Origin of the sequence: Microbulbifer variabilis ATCC 700307, assembly GCF_000380565.1 — a bacterium.
In the GTDB taxonomy this organism is placed as follows: Bacteria; Pseudomonadota; Gammaproteobacteria; order Pseudomonadales; family Cellvibrionaceae; genus Microbulbifer; species Microbulbifer variabilis.
The window spans coordinates 474,796-491,135 of sequence record NZ_AQYJ01000029.1; the positions used below are offsets into that span (position 1 = coordinate 474,796).

Sequence of the window (16,340 nt, forward strand, 5' to 3'; positions counted from 1 at the left end):
TAATTTGTTAAGACATTTGCATGCTGAAACCCGCGATGTGTTAATAATAGCAGGCGCTAGTCATTAAACATCGCGGGTTATTCGGTTATCAATGTTTAGCTAATTTTGCTTGACAATTATTCACTGAAATCTGCAGTGACAATCGTATCTGAGAATCCTTGATAGGCGGCCTCAAACATCTTAGCCATAGGGTCTGGGAATAGGTGAAAGTCCCCGTTTGCGAGGGACTCAACAATGCCTTTGGCTACAGTACTGGGAGCCTCTCCCTCCTCCAATCCTGCCTGCTTGGCCATATCGGTTTCTATTGGGCCTGGATGCACGCTGAGTACTTGTACTCCACGCTCTCCAAGTGTTTCTCGAAGGGCTTGAGTTATTGCGTAGCTTGCGGCCTTGGAGGCGGAATAGGTGCTCACCTGGGTGAAGGCACGCAGAGATACGACAGAATTCAATTGGACCAGTGCGCCGCGGTTCTTTTCCAGTTGAGGTGCAAAGGCCTTGGCAATCCTTACTAGCCCGAATAGGTTTACATTCAACTCGTGCTGCAGAGACTCTTCAACCTGCTCGCCGAGGGGTTCCGTAGGAGCTAGTACCCCGGCATTGTTGACCAGGATATCCAAGTCCTGGATTTCTTTTGCTAGTGCTTTTATTCCATTGCCATCCGTAACATCCAGTTGCACGGGGACTACCTTAGCACCGTATCTTCTAGTGAACTCAGCGGTGGTCCCGGGGCTTCGCACCGCCAGATAGACTTTTTTTGCCCCCTCCTCAATAAAGGTTTCCACAATGGATTTGCCAATACCGCGATTGGCTCCGGTGACCAGTGCAACTTTGCCTTGAACGGAAATACCCATCCTGATTCTCCTGTGAGTGATTACTATCTTCAATCTGTACCGATCGGTATGATTTGAATTGAAGTGTACTGATCGGTACAATATTGTCAAATGGTTTTTTGAAGAGACTTCACTATGGCGGGGCGCAGACTTGAGTTTGATAAGCCGAGCGCACTGGATGCTGCGATGCGAGTGTTCTGGAAGAAGGGATATGTGGGGACATCTTTAGCAGATTTAACCGGGGCTATGGGGATCAATAAGCCCAGTCTTTATTCTGCTTTTGGAAATAAAGAAGCGCTTTTCGTGCAGGCTTTACATCAATATTTAGAAAAACATGCCAAAGATCGCTTGGCTTATTTAAGTGACGATAAGCTGACGCTGACTCAGCGGATCTCTGGTTTCCTCCTTGCAACCGTCAGGGGCCAGTTGGCCGAAGAGACCCCTAAGGGCTGCTATTTGGCCCAGGGTCTGTCGGAGACTGCTGGAGAAGGGCTTCCCAAGGCAGCTATACAGGCCTTAAAAGCGGCTGATGAGGAGAATATGCGTTTGCTGGTGCGTTTCTTTCAGAGTGATGCTGACTCCCAATACTTGGGTTTAGATCGACAGGCGGAAAAGGTGGCTTTATACCTGGTGGCTCTGCTTCACGGCACTGCATCCCTGTCCCGGTCGGGCAGGAGCAAGTCTGAGTTGGAGGGTATCCTGGGATTTGCGCTGCGTGGCCTGGGAATCAATGAGGATGGGAAGCGGTGATCTGCCTCTACGCTGGATGGCAGGGGCAGATCTTACAAAATATTGCCTCAGAAGCGCCTACGGAACATTGGCAGGGGTTGATCTGTTCCTGTTTGGTAGCTGTCACCGAAATCACTAAGGGAGTCTTTTAAGCTGACAAGGGGCTGTTCACCCTCAAAAGCATAAGCGTTAAAGCCACAGCGTTGAAGGTAGGTAAGCTGATCCCGCATAAAACCACCCACGGCCCGCAATTCGCCTTTAAAGCCAAACCGCTCGCGCAGTAGGCGGCCGGCTGTGAAGCCACGGCCATCGGCGAAAGCAGGAAAATTTATAGCGATCAGTGGAAGCTCTACAGCCCCATCACCAATCAGCTCCGCGCCTTCCTCGCTATCAAGCCAGACGCCGATTTCATCATGGCGAGCCGCGAGAGCTTCTTGATTATCTTTCCACTGGCGCAAGGGCAGGATTACCTTGCCATCGGGTAAAGCAGACAGATCAAAATCTTCGCCAGCTTCAACTTGGGGTATCAGCTGCCACTCATTGGGGCTAACCTCGCCATTGAGGATCAGCTCGGCGGGATTGCCCGGCTGCGGGCCCAGTTTAGCTGGCTTTGGCATAGACTCTCTCCTTGAAGGGCTGCAGGCCGATGCGGTTATAGGTATCGATAAAGGGTTCTTCAGCTTGGCGCTGCTCAACATAAAAGTCGAGAATTTTACCAATCACTTCAGGGACTTCTGCGCGGGAAAAGCTCGGGCCCAGTACTTTGGCCAGGCTTGCCTCGTTGGAGGCGCTACCTCCAAGCTGGATTTGATAGAATTCCTCGCCCTTTTTATCGACGCCAAGAATTCCTATATGCCCCACATGGTGGTGGCCACAGGCATTCATACAGCCGGAGATATTCAGGTTCAGGTCGCCCAGGTCATATAGGTAATCCATATCGTCGAAGCGGCGTTGGATTGCTTCGGCCACGGGGATGGATTTGGCGTTGGCAAGGGAGCAGTAGTCACCACCGGGGCAGCAAATCATATCGGTCAGGGTGCCGATATTTGGGGTGGCGAAGCCATACTTACGCGCCTGCTGCCATAAATCATACAGCTTGCCTTGCTCCACATCGGCGAGTACTACATTCTGGTCGTGGGTGACACGGGCCTCACCAAAGCTGAAGTTGTCGGCGAGCTCTGCAATGGCGTCCAGTTGGCTGTCGGTTACATCACCAGGGGGTACGCCGGTGGGCTTGGTGGATAGCTTGATAGCGCGGTAACCAGGTACCCGATGCGGGTAGGTATTGCGTTCCAGCCAGCGGGCAAAAGCTTTATTGCCATCCGTTTGTTGCTGTAGCGCGTCCTGCGTACTGGCGCTGTCAAACTCTTTGTATTCAGGTGATGTGAAAAAGGACTTGGCCCACTGCAAAGCTTCCTGGGTCAGCTTCTCTGCACCATCTTTAATATGCTGCCACTCCTCTTCTACCCGGCGGCCAAATTCCTCTGGGCCAAGGGCTTTTACCAGGATTTTAATGCGCGCTTTGTATTTGTTATCGCGGCGGCCCAGCTGATTGTATACGCGTACAATGGCTTCCAGGTAGGACAGCAGGTCCTCTTCAGGTAGGAAGTCACGAATGGTTTCGGCAATAACCGGTGTGCGGCCCTGGCCGCCACCAACCAGCACCTGGAACCCGATTTCCTCGCCGCGCTTGATGATTTGTACGCCGATATCGTGTACGCGGATGGCGGCGCGATCCTGTTCTGAACCACTCACGGCAATCTTGAACTTGCGCGGCAGGAAGGCGAACTCAGGATGGAAGGTGGACCACTGACGGATAAGTTCGCAGTAGGGGCGTGGGTCGGCGATTTCGTCGAGGGCAATGCCGGCGTAGGGGTCTGAAGTGGTGTTGCGAATACAGTTGCCGCTGGTTTGTACAGCGTGCATTTCCACTTCGGCCAATTCGGCCAGAATAGCGGGTATATCTTCCAGCTGCGGCCAGTTGTACTGCAGGTTCTGGCGCGTAGTGAAGTGGGCATAACCCTTGTCGTAATCGCGGCTCACACGAGCGAGGCGGCGCAACTGGGTACTATTGAGCAGGCCATAAGGTACGGCAATGCGTAACATGGGGGCCAGTCGCTGAATATAGAGGCCATTTTGCAGGCGCAGCGGCAGGAATTGTTCCTCGCTTAACTCGCCAGCGAGATAACGTTCCGTCTGGCCGCGGAACTGGGCCACGCGATCGTTGATGATGGCGCGATCCCGGTCGTCGTATCGATACATAACAGCTTGATTCCATTGCCTTTGTGCGCTGATGGTGGAGAAAGGGGCGAGCCCCGGATAAATCTCCGCTGGCGCATAACATACCAGCGCTCTTATGCAATAAATAACAATATTTTCCGCTATATCTGTAACCAACGGTTATAACGGAAAAGGAATTGCTCGCATATGCTGTCTTGCGCGATAAACGGAGATTTGCTCTACTTGACTGGCCGTTCCATGCGGCTCATCTACTTTGCATAACAATAATGAGCAATCGGAGTGATTCGATGAATGAAGAAGTAGTTGTTACCCCGGAAGAAGACAATTTTGTAGACGCTATAGCCGCCGTGGCTCTAGTCGCTATTTTTGTTGCCACCTGTGTTTTCTGGGTTGCTACCCGCTAGTAACCCAATGGCCCGGAGCTAGGCATTACCGGGCCTCCTACCTTCATTTTGTTAGGATGTTAGCAAAGGCAGCGGACTAGTCCTATCGGTTTCTTTAGTCGTAGTCGCTTGATTTCTGACCACGCTCTTAGCCCATATTGCCCAGAACAGTTTTCACAATGAGAGCCAATGCCAGTACAAAAAATGTGGTGAAGAGAATACCGGCGATAACATAGTTCACCATGCTACCGCTTTGAAAATCACGCTGTCGATTCTTGTTACTCTGAACGCCGATTGCCGCGGCCAGAGTGCTGAGCACTATCTGGCCAAAACCGGGTTTACCTGCCTTTTCTTTATTATTTTCTTGCATAGGCTCACTCCTCCAGATTGGGACGTAGCCAGCGCTCCAGTTCCAGTTCGCTGACACCTTTTCGTTTGGCAAGACTTTGCAGCTGGTCCCTGCCAATTTTGCCGACATTGAAGTATTTTGCCTGGGGGTGGGCAAAGTACCAGCCACTCACTGCGGCTGCAGGCATCATGGCAAAGTGTTCAGTAAGACTGACGCCTGCATTTTGCTCCGCCTGTAGTAATTTGAATAGAGTGGCTTTTTCCGAATGATCTGGGCAGGCCGGATAGCCCGGGGCAGGGCGGATACCTTGGTAAGCCTCCTTGATCAGCTCCTCGTTGCTAAGCGTTTCATCTGCCGCATAGCCCCAATATTCTTTACGGACCAGGCGGTGTAATGTCTCGGCAAAGGATTCCGCCATACGGTCTGCCAGGGCTTTTACCATAATGGCGTTGTAATCATCATGTTTGGCTTCGTAACTCTCCGCCAGCTCATCTGCGCCGATACCGGTGGTTACTGCAAAGCCGCCCACATAATCTATTTGGCCGGATTCCAGCGGCGCAACGAAGTCCGCCAGAGAGCGGCACAGACCATCGCCGCCGCGTTTCTGTACCTGTTGGCGCATATGGTGAAGGCGGGCCAGTTCCTCGCTGCGGCTTTCGTCCTTGTAGACGATGATATCGTCGCCGACGCTATTGGCGGGCCAGAGGCCGAATACGGCACGTGCACGCAATAGTTTCTTATCGATAATCTCTTTTAACATGCGTTGGGCATTGTTGTAGAGATCGGTAGCTGCTTCTCCTACGATTTCGTCTTCAAGGATCGCTGGGAATTTACCTGCCAAATCCCAGGAGATAAAGAAGGGGGTCCAGTCCATAGTATCGAGCAATTTCTCCAAGGGGAAATTGTCGATCACGGTGAGGCCCAGCTTGTTGGGGCGTGCCGGCTGGTAGTTTTTCCAGTCGAACTCCGGTGCGGTGTCACGCGCCTCCTCGTAGGTCAGGCGGGTGTCATTGCGCTTGCGGTTGGCGGTGCGGGTGCGCACTTTCTCATATTCGGCCTGGACCTTTTCCACGAAAGCCGGGCGCAGCTCATCGGAAATCAGACTGCTGGCCACACCTACGGCGCGGGATGCATCCGCCACATACACCACTTGGTTGCGATGAAACTGGGGGTCAATTTTCACGGCGGTATGGGCTTTGGAGGTGGTGGCTCCACCGATAAGCAGGGGAATATCAAACTCCTGGCGCTCCATCTCGGCAGCTACGTGAACCATTTCATCCAGGGAGGGCGTGATTAGGCCAGACAGGCCAATAATGTCACATTCTTTGTCCCGCGCAGTTTGAAGGATGGTTTCCGCAGGGACCATAACGCCTAAATCGATTACTTCGTAATTGTTACAGGCCAGCACGACTCCCACGATATTCTTGCCGATATCGTGCACATCCCCTTTAACAGTAGCCATCAGGATGCGGCCGTTGGAGCGACTGTCCTCGGTTTTTTCCGCTTCAATATACGGTTGTAGGTAGGCTACCGCCTGTTTCATTACCCGGGCGGATTTCACAACCTGGGGCAAGAACATCTTCCCTTCACCAAACAGGTCGCCGACGATATTCATGCCATCCATCAGCGGGCCTTCGATCACATCCAGCGGGCGTGAGGAGTTGGCACGGGCCTCTTCGGTATCTTCCTCGATGTAGTTGTTTATGCCTTTTACCAGGGAGTGTGCCAAGCGTTCGTTCACGGGCAGTTGGCGCCAGCTCAGGTCCTCTTTGCGCGCAGCTCCTCCACCATCGCCTTGGTACTTGGGAGCGATTTCCAGCAGGGCCTCAGTAGCATCCGGGCTGCGGTTAAGGATTACGTCCTCGACTTTGTCTCGCAGTTCCTCCGGCAATTCGTCATAAACCGCCAGCTGGCCGGCATTAACGATACCCATATTCAGGCCGGCTTTAATGGCGTGAAACAGGAATACGGAATGGATGGCCTCACGTACCGGGTTGTTGCCCCGGAAGGAGAAGGAAACATTGGATACGCCGCCGCTGATCTGGGCACCGGGCAGGTTTGCGCGAATCCAGCGGCAGGCTTCGATAAAGTCCACCGCGTAATTATTGTGTTCCTCTATGCCGGTGGCGACGGCGAAAATATTCGGGTCGAAAATAATATCGGTGGGATCGAAGCCGACTTCATCCACCAACACATCGTAGCTGCGCTTACAGATTTCAATTTTTCGCTCGAAAGTATCCGCCTGGCCATCTTCATCAAAAGCCATCACCACCACAGCCGCACCATAGCGCAGGCACAGCCGGGACTTTTCGATAAACTCCTCTTTGCCTTCCTTGAGGCTGATGGAGTTCACTATGGGCTTGCCCTGAATACACTGCAGTCCGGCCTCGATCACCTCCCATTTGGAGGAATCCACCATAAATGGCACCCTGGCAATATCCGGCTCGGTAGCGGCAAGATTGAGGAACCGGCGCATAGCGGCAAATGCGTCGAGCATCGCCTCATCCATATTGAAGTCGATCACCTGTGCACCGTCTTCCACCTGTGCAGCAGCCACTTGCAAGGCGGTGTCGTAATCCTCTTCCAGGATCAGGCGCTTAAATCGGGCGGAGCCCGTGACGTTACAACGCTCGCCCACATTGACGAATAGGGCATTTTCATCGGCGACAAATGGCTCCAGGCCTGATAGACGCAGTGCGGGTTTAATTTTTGGCAATTGTCGTGGGGCCAAATCGGCCACCGCTTCGGCAATTGCGCGGATATGATCTGGAGTGGTACCGCAGCAGCCGCCGAGGATATTGATAAATCCACTGCGGGCAAATTCCGCTACGATTGCGGCGGTCTGCTCCGGGGTTTCGTCGTATTCGCCAAATTCATTGGGCAGTCCCGCGTTGGGGTGGGCGGAGACATAAGAGGCACAGGCGCCTGACAAGGCTTCCACATAAGGGCGCAATTCGGTGGCGCCCAGGGCGCAGTTAAGCCCCACAGAAATCGGTTTTGCGTGGGCAACGGAATAGTAAAAAGCTTCGGTAGTCTGGCCGGAAAGGGTGCGGCCGGAGGCATCGGTAATGGTGCCGGAAATCATAATCGGCAATTCGAAACCCAGCTCCTCAAAGAGCTGCTGCATCGCATAGATGGCTGCCTTGGCATTGAGGGTGTCAAAAATGGTTTCAATTAAGATCAGGTCACTGCCACCATCAATCAAGGCGCGGCCCGCTTCTACATAATTTTCTACCAGCTGATTAAAAGTGACATTGCGTGCGCCGGGATCATTGACGTCTGGTGAAATACTGGCGGTACGGGAAGTGGGGCCGATTACGCCGGCTACCCAGCGAGGGCGTTCTGGGGTGGAAAGTGCATCCGCTGCGCGGCGCGCAATCTCTGCGGAAGCTCGGTTGATCTCCACCACCAAGTGTTCCATATCGTAATCTGACTGGGACAGCTGGGTCGCGTTAAAAGTATTGGTTTCGATAATGTCTGCACCGGCTTCCAGGTACTCCCGGTGGATCTTTTCAATCAGCTCCGGGCGGGTCAGGCTCAATAGATCATTATTGCCCTTCAGGTCGCGGGGGAAGTCGGCGAAACGCTCACCTCGGTAATCGGCTTCTTCCAGCTTTTCCCTTTGGATCATCGTCCCCATGGCGCCATCCAAAATCAGGATGCGCTGTGCGAGCGTGCCATTTAGTTGCTCTAGACGTTGATCACGGGACTGCTCGGACATATACCAATCCTTATGTTGTCGATGGCGTGAGAGCCATCAATCTTAGCACAGTACTTCCACCAAAAAGGGGGCGACTTAGTGTATCAATAGAGTATCCCCACAATAACCGGTATTTTTTTTCTAAATAACAGCAATTTATGTTTATGGTTGCGCTATTCATGGGTACAAAAAAGCAGGCGGCAGTTTTGTTGCGCCTTATACACTGTTAGGACCTGCTCTTTTCAATAGCATTGATTCAGCAGTTTCAGGTAGAGAATCTAAACGGGGCTAAGGGGCAGGGAATTTCACAGTGTGACTAATTGGTGCTCTAGACTTCCCACAGTTTTTCATTCTTTGATACTGATAATCGAGTGATATCCGCCAATTAACGTTTCATTTTGCTGGAGGCTACTGATGAAAATACTGATGGTACTGACTTCGCACGACCAACTGGGCAATACCGGTAAGAAGACCGGTTTTTGGTTGGAGGAGTTTGCCGCACCTTATTACATCTTTAAGGATGCGGGAGCTGAGGTGACCTTGGCGTCTCCAAAGGGCGGTCAGCCGCCACTGGACCCTAAAAGCGATGAACCGGATTTCCAGACAGCGGCAACTGAACGCTTTCACCAGGATCCGGCAGCCCGGCAAGTGCTGGCTAACACTGTGAAACTAGCTGATGTAAAAGAGCCAGATTTCGATGCAGTTTTTTATCCTGGAGGTCATGGCCCACTCTGGGATCTCGCGGAGGATCAGAAGTCTATCTCCCTTATTGAGGACTTCTTTGCTGCGAATAAGCCAATAGCTGCAGTCTGCCATGCTCCCGGTGTTTTCCGTCACACCTTGCGCCAGGATGGCAAACCGCTGGTCTCCGGTAAGAGTGTCACAGGCTTTACCAACACCGAGGAAGCTGCAGTTCAGTTGGTGGATGTGGTGCCCTTCTTGGTGGAGGATATGCTCAAAGATAAAGGGGGACACTATTCCAAGAAAGACGATTGGGCGCCCTATGTGGTGCAGGATGGCAAGTTGGTGACTGGTCAGAATCCTGCCTCATCAGAGGAAACTGCCCAGACTCTAATGGGACTGATCCTGGTTTAGGCTGGCTTTGGGAGGCGTCGAGGGACGCTCGTCACCTCCCGGCCAATACACCGGTTTCACTTGAGCGCTTCTGAGAGTAAAATACCCGACAAAGTAGCTCGGTTATTTGAGAAGGCTTATGTCAGAATTGAATGTCACCATTACCGAATCTGCGCAGGAATACCTGAAGGAACTGCTGGCCAAGCAGGACTGCGAGGGAATTGCCATTCGCATGTTTGTCTCTAACCCCGGCACACCCAGTGCCGAAACCTGCATCGCATACTGCCGCCCTGGTGAGGAAGAGGCAGATGATGTGATGATTGAGATGAATGGTCTCAAGGCATACTTCGAAGGGCGGAGTGTGCCTTACCTGGATGAGGCTCGAGTGGATTATTCATCAGACAAGATGGGCGGCCAGCTTACTATTCGTGCGCCCAACTCGCGCATGCCCAAGATTACCGATGACAGCCCCATCGAAGACCGGATCAATTACGTACTCTATAACGAAGTGAATCCCGGACTTGCTGCTCATGGTGGCCAGGTGAGTCTTGTGGAGGTTACCGAAGACAAGTTTGCTGTGCTCAAGTTTGGTGGAGGCTGTCAGGGGTGTGGCATGGTGGATATGACCTTGAAAGAGGGCGTTGAGAAAACACTGAAGGAAAAGATCCCAGAGCTTGCTGGCGTGAAAGATATTACTGACCATACCGATAAATCCCAGGCTTACTATTGATCGCAAATGCCGGGTTAGCCCGAATGGCATGATTGTCTGAGTTAAAAAGCGGCCTATAAGGTCGCTTTTTTTATTGTGCATTTTTAACTCCCATTCTCATGTTTGATGCGGCGAACGGCAGGGTGCCGCATTGCTTCCCCCTGTTTATATTTGATTTATTGACAACGCTTTTCTGTTGATGAAGTGGCGTTTTCCTTGCAGATACACTGGACTGGCGGGGAAGAAAATTTATGTTTGACCAGGTAGTGTTTGCCGGTGGCGGTGTTCGTTGTACCTGGCAAATTGGATTCTGGGATGCAGTGGCCAGTGAGATACAGCTGACCCCGAAGGTGGTTAGTGCTGTTTCCGCCGGGGCTTTGGTATCGAGCCTGATCCTTATGGGGAAATCCCTGGCAGCGGTAGATCACTTTGCCTCGGAGTTTCGTAGCAATAGTAAGAACATCCACTGGCAAAACCTGTTTAAGAGTGAGCCGGTCTTCCCTCATCACGATATTTACCGTCGAGCCATGCGTAAACTATTTGCCGGCGGCCTTAAAAAACTGCGTGCGACTGCAGACTTGCGTGTCGCGGTCGCTTATTCACCAGAGTGGCTCAAGGGGCCTTTAGCACTGCTTCTGGGGATTGGAATCGACTATTCCGATACCTATATCTCACGCAGCTTACATCCGGATGGTGCCCGGCGGATTGGCTATCGGCAGTCCTTTATTTCCGTGCACAAATGCACTGATGAGTTGGAACTGGAACGGCTAATTTTAACCTCTTCTTGTACGCCCCCTTTGACACCAAGGCAGCAATTTAGGGGCGCGGAAATTCTTGATGGTGGTGTGGTGGATAGTGTGCCGGTTGGAGGCTTGGACCCGACCCCGGGTAGGGTCCTGATTTTGCTGACCAGAAATTATCCTCAGTACCCTTGGTGTTTTACCTGCCATAGGGGTGAACAGTTGTGGACTTATGTGCAGCCCAAGCAGCCTCTGTCGATCCGGGTATGGGATTTTGCAAATCCCGAGGCTTTGAACCGGGTTTTTCACGCTGGGCGCGCAGACGGCCAAGCATTCCTGGCGATGCTACTGGCAGGAGAGCACTGTTGACGATTAGCCGCGAAAGTGGAGTTGCGCGGAATGTTTGATCAGGTGGTCTTTGCTGGTGGCGGCGGGCGCTGTACCTGGCAGATAGGGTTTTGGGAGACCGTTGCTGAAAAAATTCAATTGCGCCCCCGTGTGGTGAGTGGCGTGTCCGCAGGCGCATTGATTGCAGGCCTGATTATGATTGGCAAAGCCCCGGCAGCTGTGGACTATTTTGCCTCTGTGTTTAAGGCCAATCAAAGGAATATCTATTGGCGTAACCTGTTTCGCAAGGAGCCGGTGTTTCCCCACTATGATATTTACAGGAACGGTATCAGGGCACTTTTCTCAGAACGTTTTCCTCGCCTGAGATCTGCGGCTGAGTTGAGGGTTGCCATCTCCCGGCCGCCGAGCTGGCTTCCGGTTTCCCTGTCATTGGCTATGGGGGGGGCTGTTTACTACTCAAATAAATATCTGCTGCACGGGCTTCATCCCTCCGCAGCGCGACGCCTGGGGTATCACCAGGATTTTTATCGTGTCCAGGATTGTGCTGATGTAGCCGACTTTGAGCATTTGATATTGAGCTCATCTTGTACGCCACCTTTTACTCCTCGATTACGATTCCATGGTCTGGAGGCACTGGATGGTGGGGTGGTAGACAATGTCCCGGTTGGGGGAATAGATCCTGGCAAAGGCAGGGTGCTAATCCTGCTGACACGCCGTTACCCAGGTTGTCCTGATTGGTTCATCGAGCGTAGGGGGGAGCAACTCTGGACCTATATACAGCCATCGAAGTCTCCGCCGATCAGTGTTTGGGACTTTACAAATCCGGAGGGGCTGAGAAGTACCTGTGAAATGGGCCGCCATGACGGCCGACTTTTTTTACGCAATGTACTGGCAGATCGCTGTTTTTACACTGACGTGGGGAAAAGTAATGTTTGAACAGATGGTCCTTGGTGGAGGTGGCGGTCGTTGTACCTGGCAGCTGGGTTTCTTGATGGCTATTACGCAGGAGATTGAGTTGGCACCTAAAGTGATCTGTGCTGCGTCAGGTGGAGCCATGGTGGCAAGTTTCCTGTTGATGGAAAGGTGTGAGGAGGCGGCAGATTATTTCCATTCGGTGTGCAGGAACAATCAGAGCAATATTCACTGGAATAACCTTATTTCTGACGAGCCGGTATTTCCTCATTTCTCCATTTACAAAAAAGGAGTGAACCATCTGTTTTCTGGGGGGTTCGAGCGTTTATGTGCTGCTGCTGACTTGCGAGTGAGCGTTATTCACCCACCTTCATGGTTACCGTCTCCCCTGGCTTTAGCGACAGGAATTGCGCTTGATCACCTAGAGAAGCAATTTGCACAAAGACTTCACCCAACAATGGCTTTCCGGTTTGGTTTTCGCCAAATGTTTTATGGGGCGCGGGACTGCTCCAATGTGGCCGAATTAGAGCACTTAATTTTGAGCTCCTGCTGCAACCCACCCTTATCTCCCAGGCTCTATTTCAATGGTGAAGAAGCCCTTGATGGTGGGGTTGTGGGCAATGCACCGGTTGCGGGCCTTGATGCTGTAAGAGGCCGTGTCCTGATTCTCGATGCCGGGCATTTTGCTAACTTCCCAACATTTCACAGCGTGCGTAAGGGAGGTCAGCTATGGACTTACGTTCAGCCATCCCAGGCGCTACCGATCAGCGTTTGGGAATTTAGTGATCCGGAGGCTACTCGAAAAACTCTGGAGATCGGTCGTGCTGACGGACAGGCTTTCCTGAAATACCTATCCAGCGAAGAAATAAAAATCCTTTGGGGTTGGGATTAATGTGAATGCGGATCGCATTTGGCAGATAAGTATTGAAAAGGGGAATTGTCAGTACTTGGTTTGGAAAAGTAGTGATTTAGAGGCCTAGGAAGAGCCGTAAAGTTTAAAGGACGTACTCCATGTTTGATCAAGTGGTTTTTGCCGGTGGCGGTGGTCGTTGCATCTGGCAGATTGGCTTTTGGGAGTCGATCGTTGATGAAGTCCAGTTATCACCGAGAGTAGTGAGTGCAGTATCAGCAGGGGGACTTGTTGCCGGGCTGCTACTGATCAACCGTGGGCAGGATGCGGTGCAATACGTTCGCTCTGTATTCAGTGACAATCGTAAAAACGCTTACTGGAAAAATTTATTTCGTGATGAAGCGGTATTTCCCCAATACGCTATCTGTCGCAATGGGATTCGAGAGCTGTTTGATAATGGCCTGGAAGACTTGAGAACGGTAGCGGAATTGCGTCTCGCAGTTACCCGTCCACCGGCGTGGATGGTTGGTCCATTGGCACTGACCTTTGGCGCCGTAATTTATTACACAGATAAAGGTTTCCCGCGCAGCCTGCATTCCACTTCCGCCACGCGCCTGGGATTTAGGCAGACGTTTTATCGCGCCCAGGATTGCTCTGATATGGATGAGTTTGAGCACTTGATTCTCAGCTCATCCTGTACCCCTCCGTTTACGCCGCGTCTGCAGTTGAATGGGGCTGAAATACTGGATGGTGGCGTAGTGGACAATGTGCCAGTTGCCGGATTGGATGCCGGGCAGGGCAGGGTTCTGATACTCCTGACAAATAGATTTCCAGGTTATCCAGACAGCTTTACCCAGCGCCAGGGTGTGCAGCTGTGGACCTATGTGCAACCTTCCAGGGTTTTACCGATCAAGGTCTGGGACTTCACCAACCCTGAGGCCGTTACCGCGACTCTGAATATTGGACGCGCCGATGGTAGGGCGTTGCTGACTCAGCTCAAATCGATTGCCCCTGAAACGAGAGTGCAGGCTTTGTAAGCGTGTTCAACCAGGTAGTCTTTGGTGGGGGTGGCGGACGCTGCTGTTGGCAGGTTGGTTTTTGGCAGGCTATCGAGGATGAGATTAACCTGGCACCACAAGTAGTCAGTGCAGTATCTGCCGGCGCACTTATGGCTAGCTTGGTATTAATGGGGCGTGGTCAGGAAGCGGAAGATTACTTCCTATCTGTAACCCAACAGAATCAGAGGAATGTGTACTGGAGTAACCTGCTGCGTAAGCCACCAGTTTTTCCCCATTATGAGATATACCGGCGTGGTGTCCGCGAGCTATTTGACGGAGGTTTCGACAAGTTATGCGCTGCTACCGACTTAAGGGTGGCAGTGACGTTACGGCCTCGCTGGATGCCCCCAGTCTGTGCCCTGGCGGCGGGCGGCACCCTCTACTACATCAACAAATACCTGCTGCGCAGCTTGCACCCCAAGCTGCCATCCAGGCTTGGCTTTCGACAGGTGTTCTACCGGGTGAGGGACTGTGCGAATGAGGCAGAACTTGAACACCTCATTCTCAGTTCCTCGTGTACCCCGCCGATTACCCCAAGGCTACGGATGGATGGTGCGCAAGTGCTGGACGGGGGCGTGGTGGACAATGCTCCAATTGATGGCTTGGAAGCTTATAAAGGGTTGGTGCTGATACTACCGACCCGCCGCTACCCCCGTTTGCCCCACTGGTTCAGCCGGCGTGTCCAAGGGCAAACATGGGTTTATGTGCAGCCCTCTCGCCGGCTTCCCATTAAGTCCTGGGATTTCACCAACCCTGAGGCATTGACAGAAACATTTGAGATTGGCCGGGTCGATGGCAGGGCATTACTTGCCGAAATAGTGGCCAAGGGGGGGCGATTTGGATTTGGCAATTAATGGACTTGCCACAGGAATACCATTGTCATTTATGCCCAGCATGATTGAGCGTATTGGGCAGGCCCATTGGTTGCGCTAAGCTGCTGATTCTATTAGCTTATGCAATTAGTTGCATATGGGTATGTGTGGCGGTTGCCTGCTGTAGTTACTCGATTATTGCAGGCAGGCTAAAAGGAATATGGGCTTGGAGCTGATCAAAAGCCCAGTGCAGAAGGTAAAGGATTTATGTTTGATCAGGTGGTTTTTGCTGGCGGTGGCGGGCGCTGTACATGGCAGATTGGTTTCTGGGAGTCAGTTGCCGGTGAAATAGGTCTTGTCCCGAAGACTGTGACTGCGGTGTCCGCCGGAGGCCTTATGGCGAGCCTAATCTTGATGGGGCGCACAGAAGAAGCCCGGGAGCACTTCTGGTCGGCATTTGCTGCCAATGATAAGAATGCTTATTGGGGCAACTTATTTAAAAAGGAATCAGTATTTCCCCAGTATGGAATCTATCGCAATGCCATGTGGGAGCTATTCCGCGAGGGCATGAGCACACTTAAAACTGCTGCGGAGCTACGTATTGCAGTAACCCATCCGCCACGGTTGCTCTCAGGGGGAATGGCATTGGGTGTTGGAGCCCTGGCTTACTATGCCGACAAGCACTTGTTGCGGAGCTTGCACCCTAAGGTTGCTCTGGGGCTTGGGTTTAAGCAGGGATTTTATAAGGCGCAGGACTGCACAAGTGTGGAAGAGCTGGCGGAGTTGATCCTTTGTTCCTCTTGTACACCGCCTTTTACTCCACAAATGCGCTTGCGCGGTGCGACGGTGCTTGATGGCGGAGTGGTAGACAATATACCGGTAGCGGGACTGGATCAGGAAGAGGGTCGAGTATTGATTCTGCTGAGTCGCCGTTACTCCCGTTACCCGGACAGATTTACCCGGCGACAGGGAGATCAACTGTGGACCTACGTGCAGCCCTCACAGCCACCTTTTATCAGAGTTTGGGATTACACGAATCCCGAGCTGGCGCAAAAGACTTACGAGCTCGGCTTTGCCGATGGCCGGGATTTTTTACACAAGCACAAGCTTGAACGGGAGATAGTTGATGAACAATTCCAATAATTCGATAGCGGAGTCAATCGCCTTGTGGCATGAGATGGTAGAAGCGCGAGACTTCACCCGGCTCCCTACTATTGTTGCAGATGATGCGATTTTTCGCTCTCCGGCTTTCTTCAAGCCCTACCACAGCTCAGCGGCAGTTTGCCTTATTCTCAATACTGTGATGCAAGTGTTTGAGAGCTTTGAATACGACCGCAGCTTTACCACTGAGTCCGGCCGTGACCTGGCCCTGGAATTCAAGGCTTCTATTGGTGAAAAAAGCCTCAAAGGCTTGGATATCATTCGCTTTGATGAGAGCGGCAAGATTGTGGAGTTTGAGGTGATGATTCGCCCACTCAACGCCCTGCAAAAGCTGGCAGAGGAGATGTCAGGGCGCCTTTCCCAATATGTAACACAGTACAAAGATAGCCAGCCGGCTTAATACTCGTCCTTATGGCACAAGCACTTGGCAATCAATCTGGGCTC

Annotated in this window: 15 protein-coding genes; 10 read left to right on the top strand and 5 right to left on the bottom strand. The window is 52.2% G+C overall.

Annotated elements, in window-relative coordinates:
- Window positions 1-116: 116 nt before the first annotated feature.
- The gene (locus G367_RS0120925; RefSeq protein WP_020415123.1) at window positions 117-851 is read right to left on the bottom strand and encodes an SDR family oxidoreductase; all 735 of its coding nucleotides are present in this window, start codon (window positions 849-851) and stop codon (window positions 117-119) included.
- A 114-nt stretch (window positions 852-965) separates the two neighbouring features.
- Here G367_RS0120925 and G367_RS0120930 point away from each other — a divergent pair, with 114 nt between their 5' ends.
- The gene (locus tag G367_RS0120930; protein ID WP_020415124.1) at window positions 966-1,580 is read left to right on the top strand and encodes a TetR/AcrR family transcriptional regulator; all 615 of its coding nucleotides are present in this window, start codon (window positions 966-968) and stop codon (window positions 1,578-1,580) included.
- A gap of 47 nt (window positions 1,581-1,627) precedes the next feature.
- On the opposite strand, the gene G367_RS0120935 is transcribed toward G367_RS0120930, so the two are convergent.
- The 4 genes from G367_RS0120935 to metH all read right to left on the bottom strand — a co-directional run bounded on the left by G367_RS0120935 (window position 1,628) and on the right by metH (window position 8,253).
- Complete coding sequence (locus tag G367_RS0120935; RefSeq protein ID WP_020415125.1) at window positions 1,628-2,176, bottom strand: DUF934 domain-containing protein; 549 nt, start codon at window positions 2,174-2,176, stop codon at window positions 1,628-1,630.
- A complete protein-coding gene (locus G367_RS0120940; RefSeq protein WP_020415126.1) occupies window positions 2,160-3,821 on the bottom strand; it encodes a nitrite/sulfite reductase in 1,662 nt (553 codons plus the stop codon). Before G367_RS0120940 ends, G367_RS0120935 begins: the two co-directional genes overlap by 17 nt.
- Before the next feature lie 510 nt (window positions 3,822-4,331).
- The gene (locus G367_RS0120950) at window positions 4,332-4,553 is read right to left on the bottom strand and encodes a DUF2970 domain-containing protein (RefSeq protein ID WP_020415128.1); all 222 of its coding nucleotides are present in this window, start codon (window positions 4,551-4,553) and stop codon (window positions 4,332-4,334) included.
- A 4-nt stretch (window positions 4,554-4,557) separates the two neighbouring features.
- Window positions 4,558-8,253 carry a methionine synthase gene (gene metH / locus G367_RS0120955; protein WP_020415129.1) on the bottom strand — a complete coding sequence of 1,232 codons (3,696 nt, stop codon included), beginning with the start codon at window positions 8,251-8,253 and terminating at the stop codon, window positions 4,558-4,560.
- A gap of 393 nt (window positions 8,254-8,646) precedes the next feature.
- On the opposite strand from metH, the gene G367_RS0120960 reads away from it, so the two are divergent.
- The 9 genes from G367_RS0120960 (at window position 8,647) to G367_RS0121000 (ending at window position 16,296) form a co-directional block, all read left to right on the top strand.
- Window positions 8,647-9,327, top strand: coding sequence for a type 1 glutamine amidotransferase domain-containing protein (locus G367_RS0120960; protein ID WP_020415130.1), 681 nt, complete (start codon window positions 8,647-8,649; stop codon window positions 9,325-9,327).
- Between the two features lie 118 nt (window positions 9,328-9,445).
- Window positions 9,446-10,036 (top strand): Fe-S biogenesis protein NfuA, encoded by a 591-nt coding sequence (gene nfuA, locus G367_RS0120965; protein WP_020415131.1) that lies wholly within the window; start codon window positions 9,446-9,448, stop codon window positions 10,034-10,036.
- Window positions 10,037-10,266: 230 nt separating this feature from the next.
- Window positions 10,267-11,124, top strand: coding sequence for a patatin-like phospholipase family protein (locus tag G367_RS0120970; protein ID WP_020415132.1), 858 nt, complete (start codon window positions 10,267-10,269; stop codon window positions 11,122-11,124).
- 30 nt (window positions 11,125-11,154) lie between these two features.
- A complete protein-coding gene (locus G367_RS0120975) occupies window positions 11,155-12,039 on the top strand; it encodes a patatin-like phospholipase family protein (protein ID WP_026305300.1) in 885 nt (294 codons plus the stop codon).
- Entirely contained in the window at window positions 12,032-12,907 is an 876-nt protein-coding gene (locus G367_RS24560; RefSeq protein ID WP_020415134.1) for a patatin-like phospholipase family protein, read from the top strand. Before G367_RS0120975 ends, G367_RS24560 begins: the two co-directional genes overlap by 8 nt.
- Before the next feature lie 119 nt (window positions 12,908-13,026).
- The gene (locus tag G367_RS0120985; protein WP_020415135.1) at window positions 13,027-13,902 is read left to right on the top strand and encodes a patatin-like phospholipase family protein; all 876 of its coding nucleotides are present in this window, start codon (window positions 13,027-13,029) and stop codon (window positions 13,900-13,902) included.
- 2 nt (window positions 13,903-13,904) lie between these two features.
- A complete protein-coding gene (locus G367_RS0120990) occupies window positions 13,905-14,777 on the top strand; it encodes a patatin-like phospholipase family protein (protein ID WP_020415136.1) in 873 nt (290 codons plus the stop codon).
- Between the two features lie 225 nt (window positions 14,778-15,002).
- Window positions 15,003-15,878: a patatin-like phospholipase family protein gene (locus tag G367_RS0120995; RefSeq protein WP_020415137.1), complete on the top strand. Its 876-nt coding sequence runs from the start codon at window positions 15,003-15,005 to the stop codon at window positions 15,876-15,878.
- A complete protein-coding gene (locus G367_RS0121000; RefSeq protein WP_020415138.1) occupies window positions 15,862-16,296 on the top strand; it encodes a nuclear transport factor 2 family protein in 435 nt (144 codons plus the stop codon). Before G367_RS0120995 ends, G367_RS0121000 begins: the two co-directional genes overlap by 17 nt.
- Window positions 16,297-16,340: the final 44 nt, after the last annotated feature.

Excerpts from the sequence above, each read along its gene's own strand:
- G367_RS0120950 (WP_020415128.1), bottom strand. The coding sequence starts at position 4,553 with ATGCAAGAAAATAATAAAGAAAAGGCAGGTAAACCCGGTTTTGGCCAG.
- G367_RS0120995 (WP_020415137.1), top strand. The coding sequence starts at position 15,003 with ATGTTTGATCAGGTGGTTTTTGCTGGCGGTGGCGGGCGCTGTACATGG.
- G367_RS24560 (WP_020415134.1), top strand. The coding sequence starts at position 12,032 with ATGTTTGAACAGATGGTCCTTGGTGGAGGTGGCGGTCGTTGTACCTGG.
- G367_RS0120940 (WP_020415126.1), bottom strand. The coding sequence starts at position 3,821 with ATGTATCGATACGACGACCGGGATCGCGCCATCATCAACGATCGCGTG.
- nfuA (WP_020415131.1), top strand. The coding sequence starts at position 9,446 with ATGTCAGAATTGAATGTCACCATTACCGAATCTGCGCAGGAATACCTG.
- G367_RS0120975 (WP_026305300.1), top strand. The coding sequence starts at position 11,155 with ATGTTTGATCAGGTGGTCTTTGCTGGTGGCGGCGGGCGCTGTACCTGG.
- G367_RS0120930 (WP_020415124.1), top strand. The coding sequence starts at position 966 with ATGGCGGGGCGCAGACTTGAGTTTGATAAGCCGAGCGCACTGGATGCT.
- G367_RS0121000 (WP_020415138.1), top strand. The coding sequence starts at position 15,862 with ATGAACAATTCCAATAATTCGATAGCGGAGTCAATCGCCTTGTGGCAT.
- metH (WP_020415129.1), bottom strand. The coding sequence starts at position 8,253 with ATGTCCGAGCAGTCCCGTGATCAACGTCTAGAGCAACTAAATGGCACG.
- G367_RS0120960 (WP_020415130.1), top strand. The coding sequence starts at position 8,647 with ATGAAAATACTGATGGTACTGACTTCGCACGACCAACTGGGCAATACC.
- G367_RS0120925 (WP_020415123.1), bottom strand. The coding sequence starts at position 851 with ATGGGTATTTCCGTTCAAGGCAAAGTTGCACTGGTCACCGGAGCCAAT.
- G367_RS0120935 (WP_020415125.1), bottom strand. The coding sequence starts at position 2,176 with ATGCCAAAGCCAGCTAAACTGGGCCCGCAGCCGGGCAATCCCGCCGAG.
- G367_RS0120970 (WP_020415132.1), top strand. The coding sequence starts at position 10,267 with ATGTTTGACCAGGTAGTGTTTGCCGGTGGCGGTGTTCGTTGTACCTGG.
- G367_RS0120985 (WP_020415135.1), top strand. The coding sequence starts at position 13,027 with ATGTTTGATCAAGTGGTTTTTGCCGGTGGCGGTGGTCGTTGCATCTGG.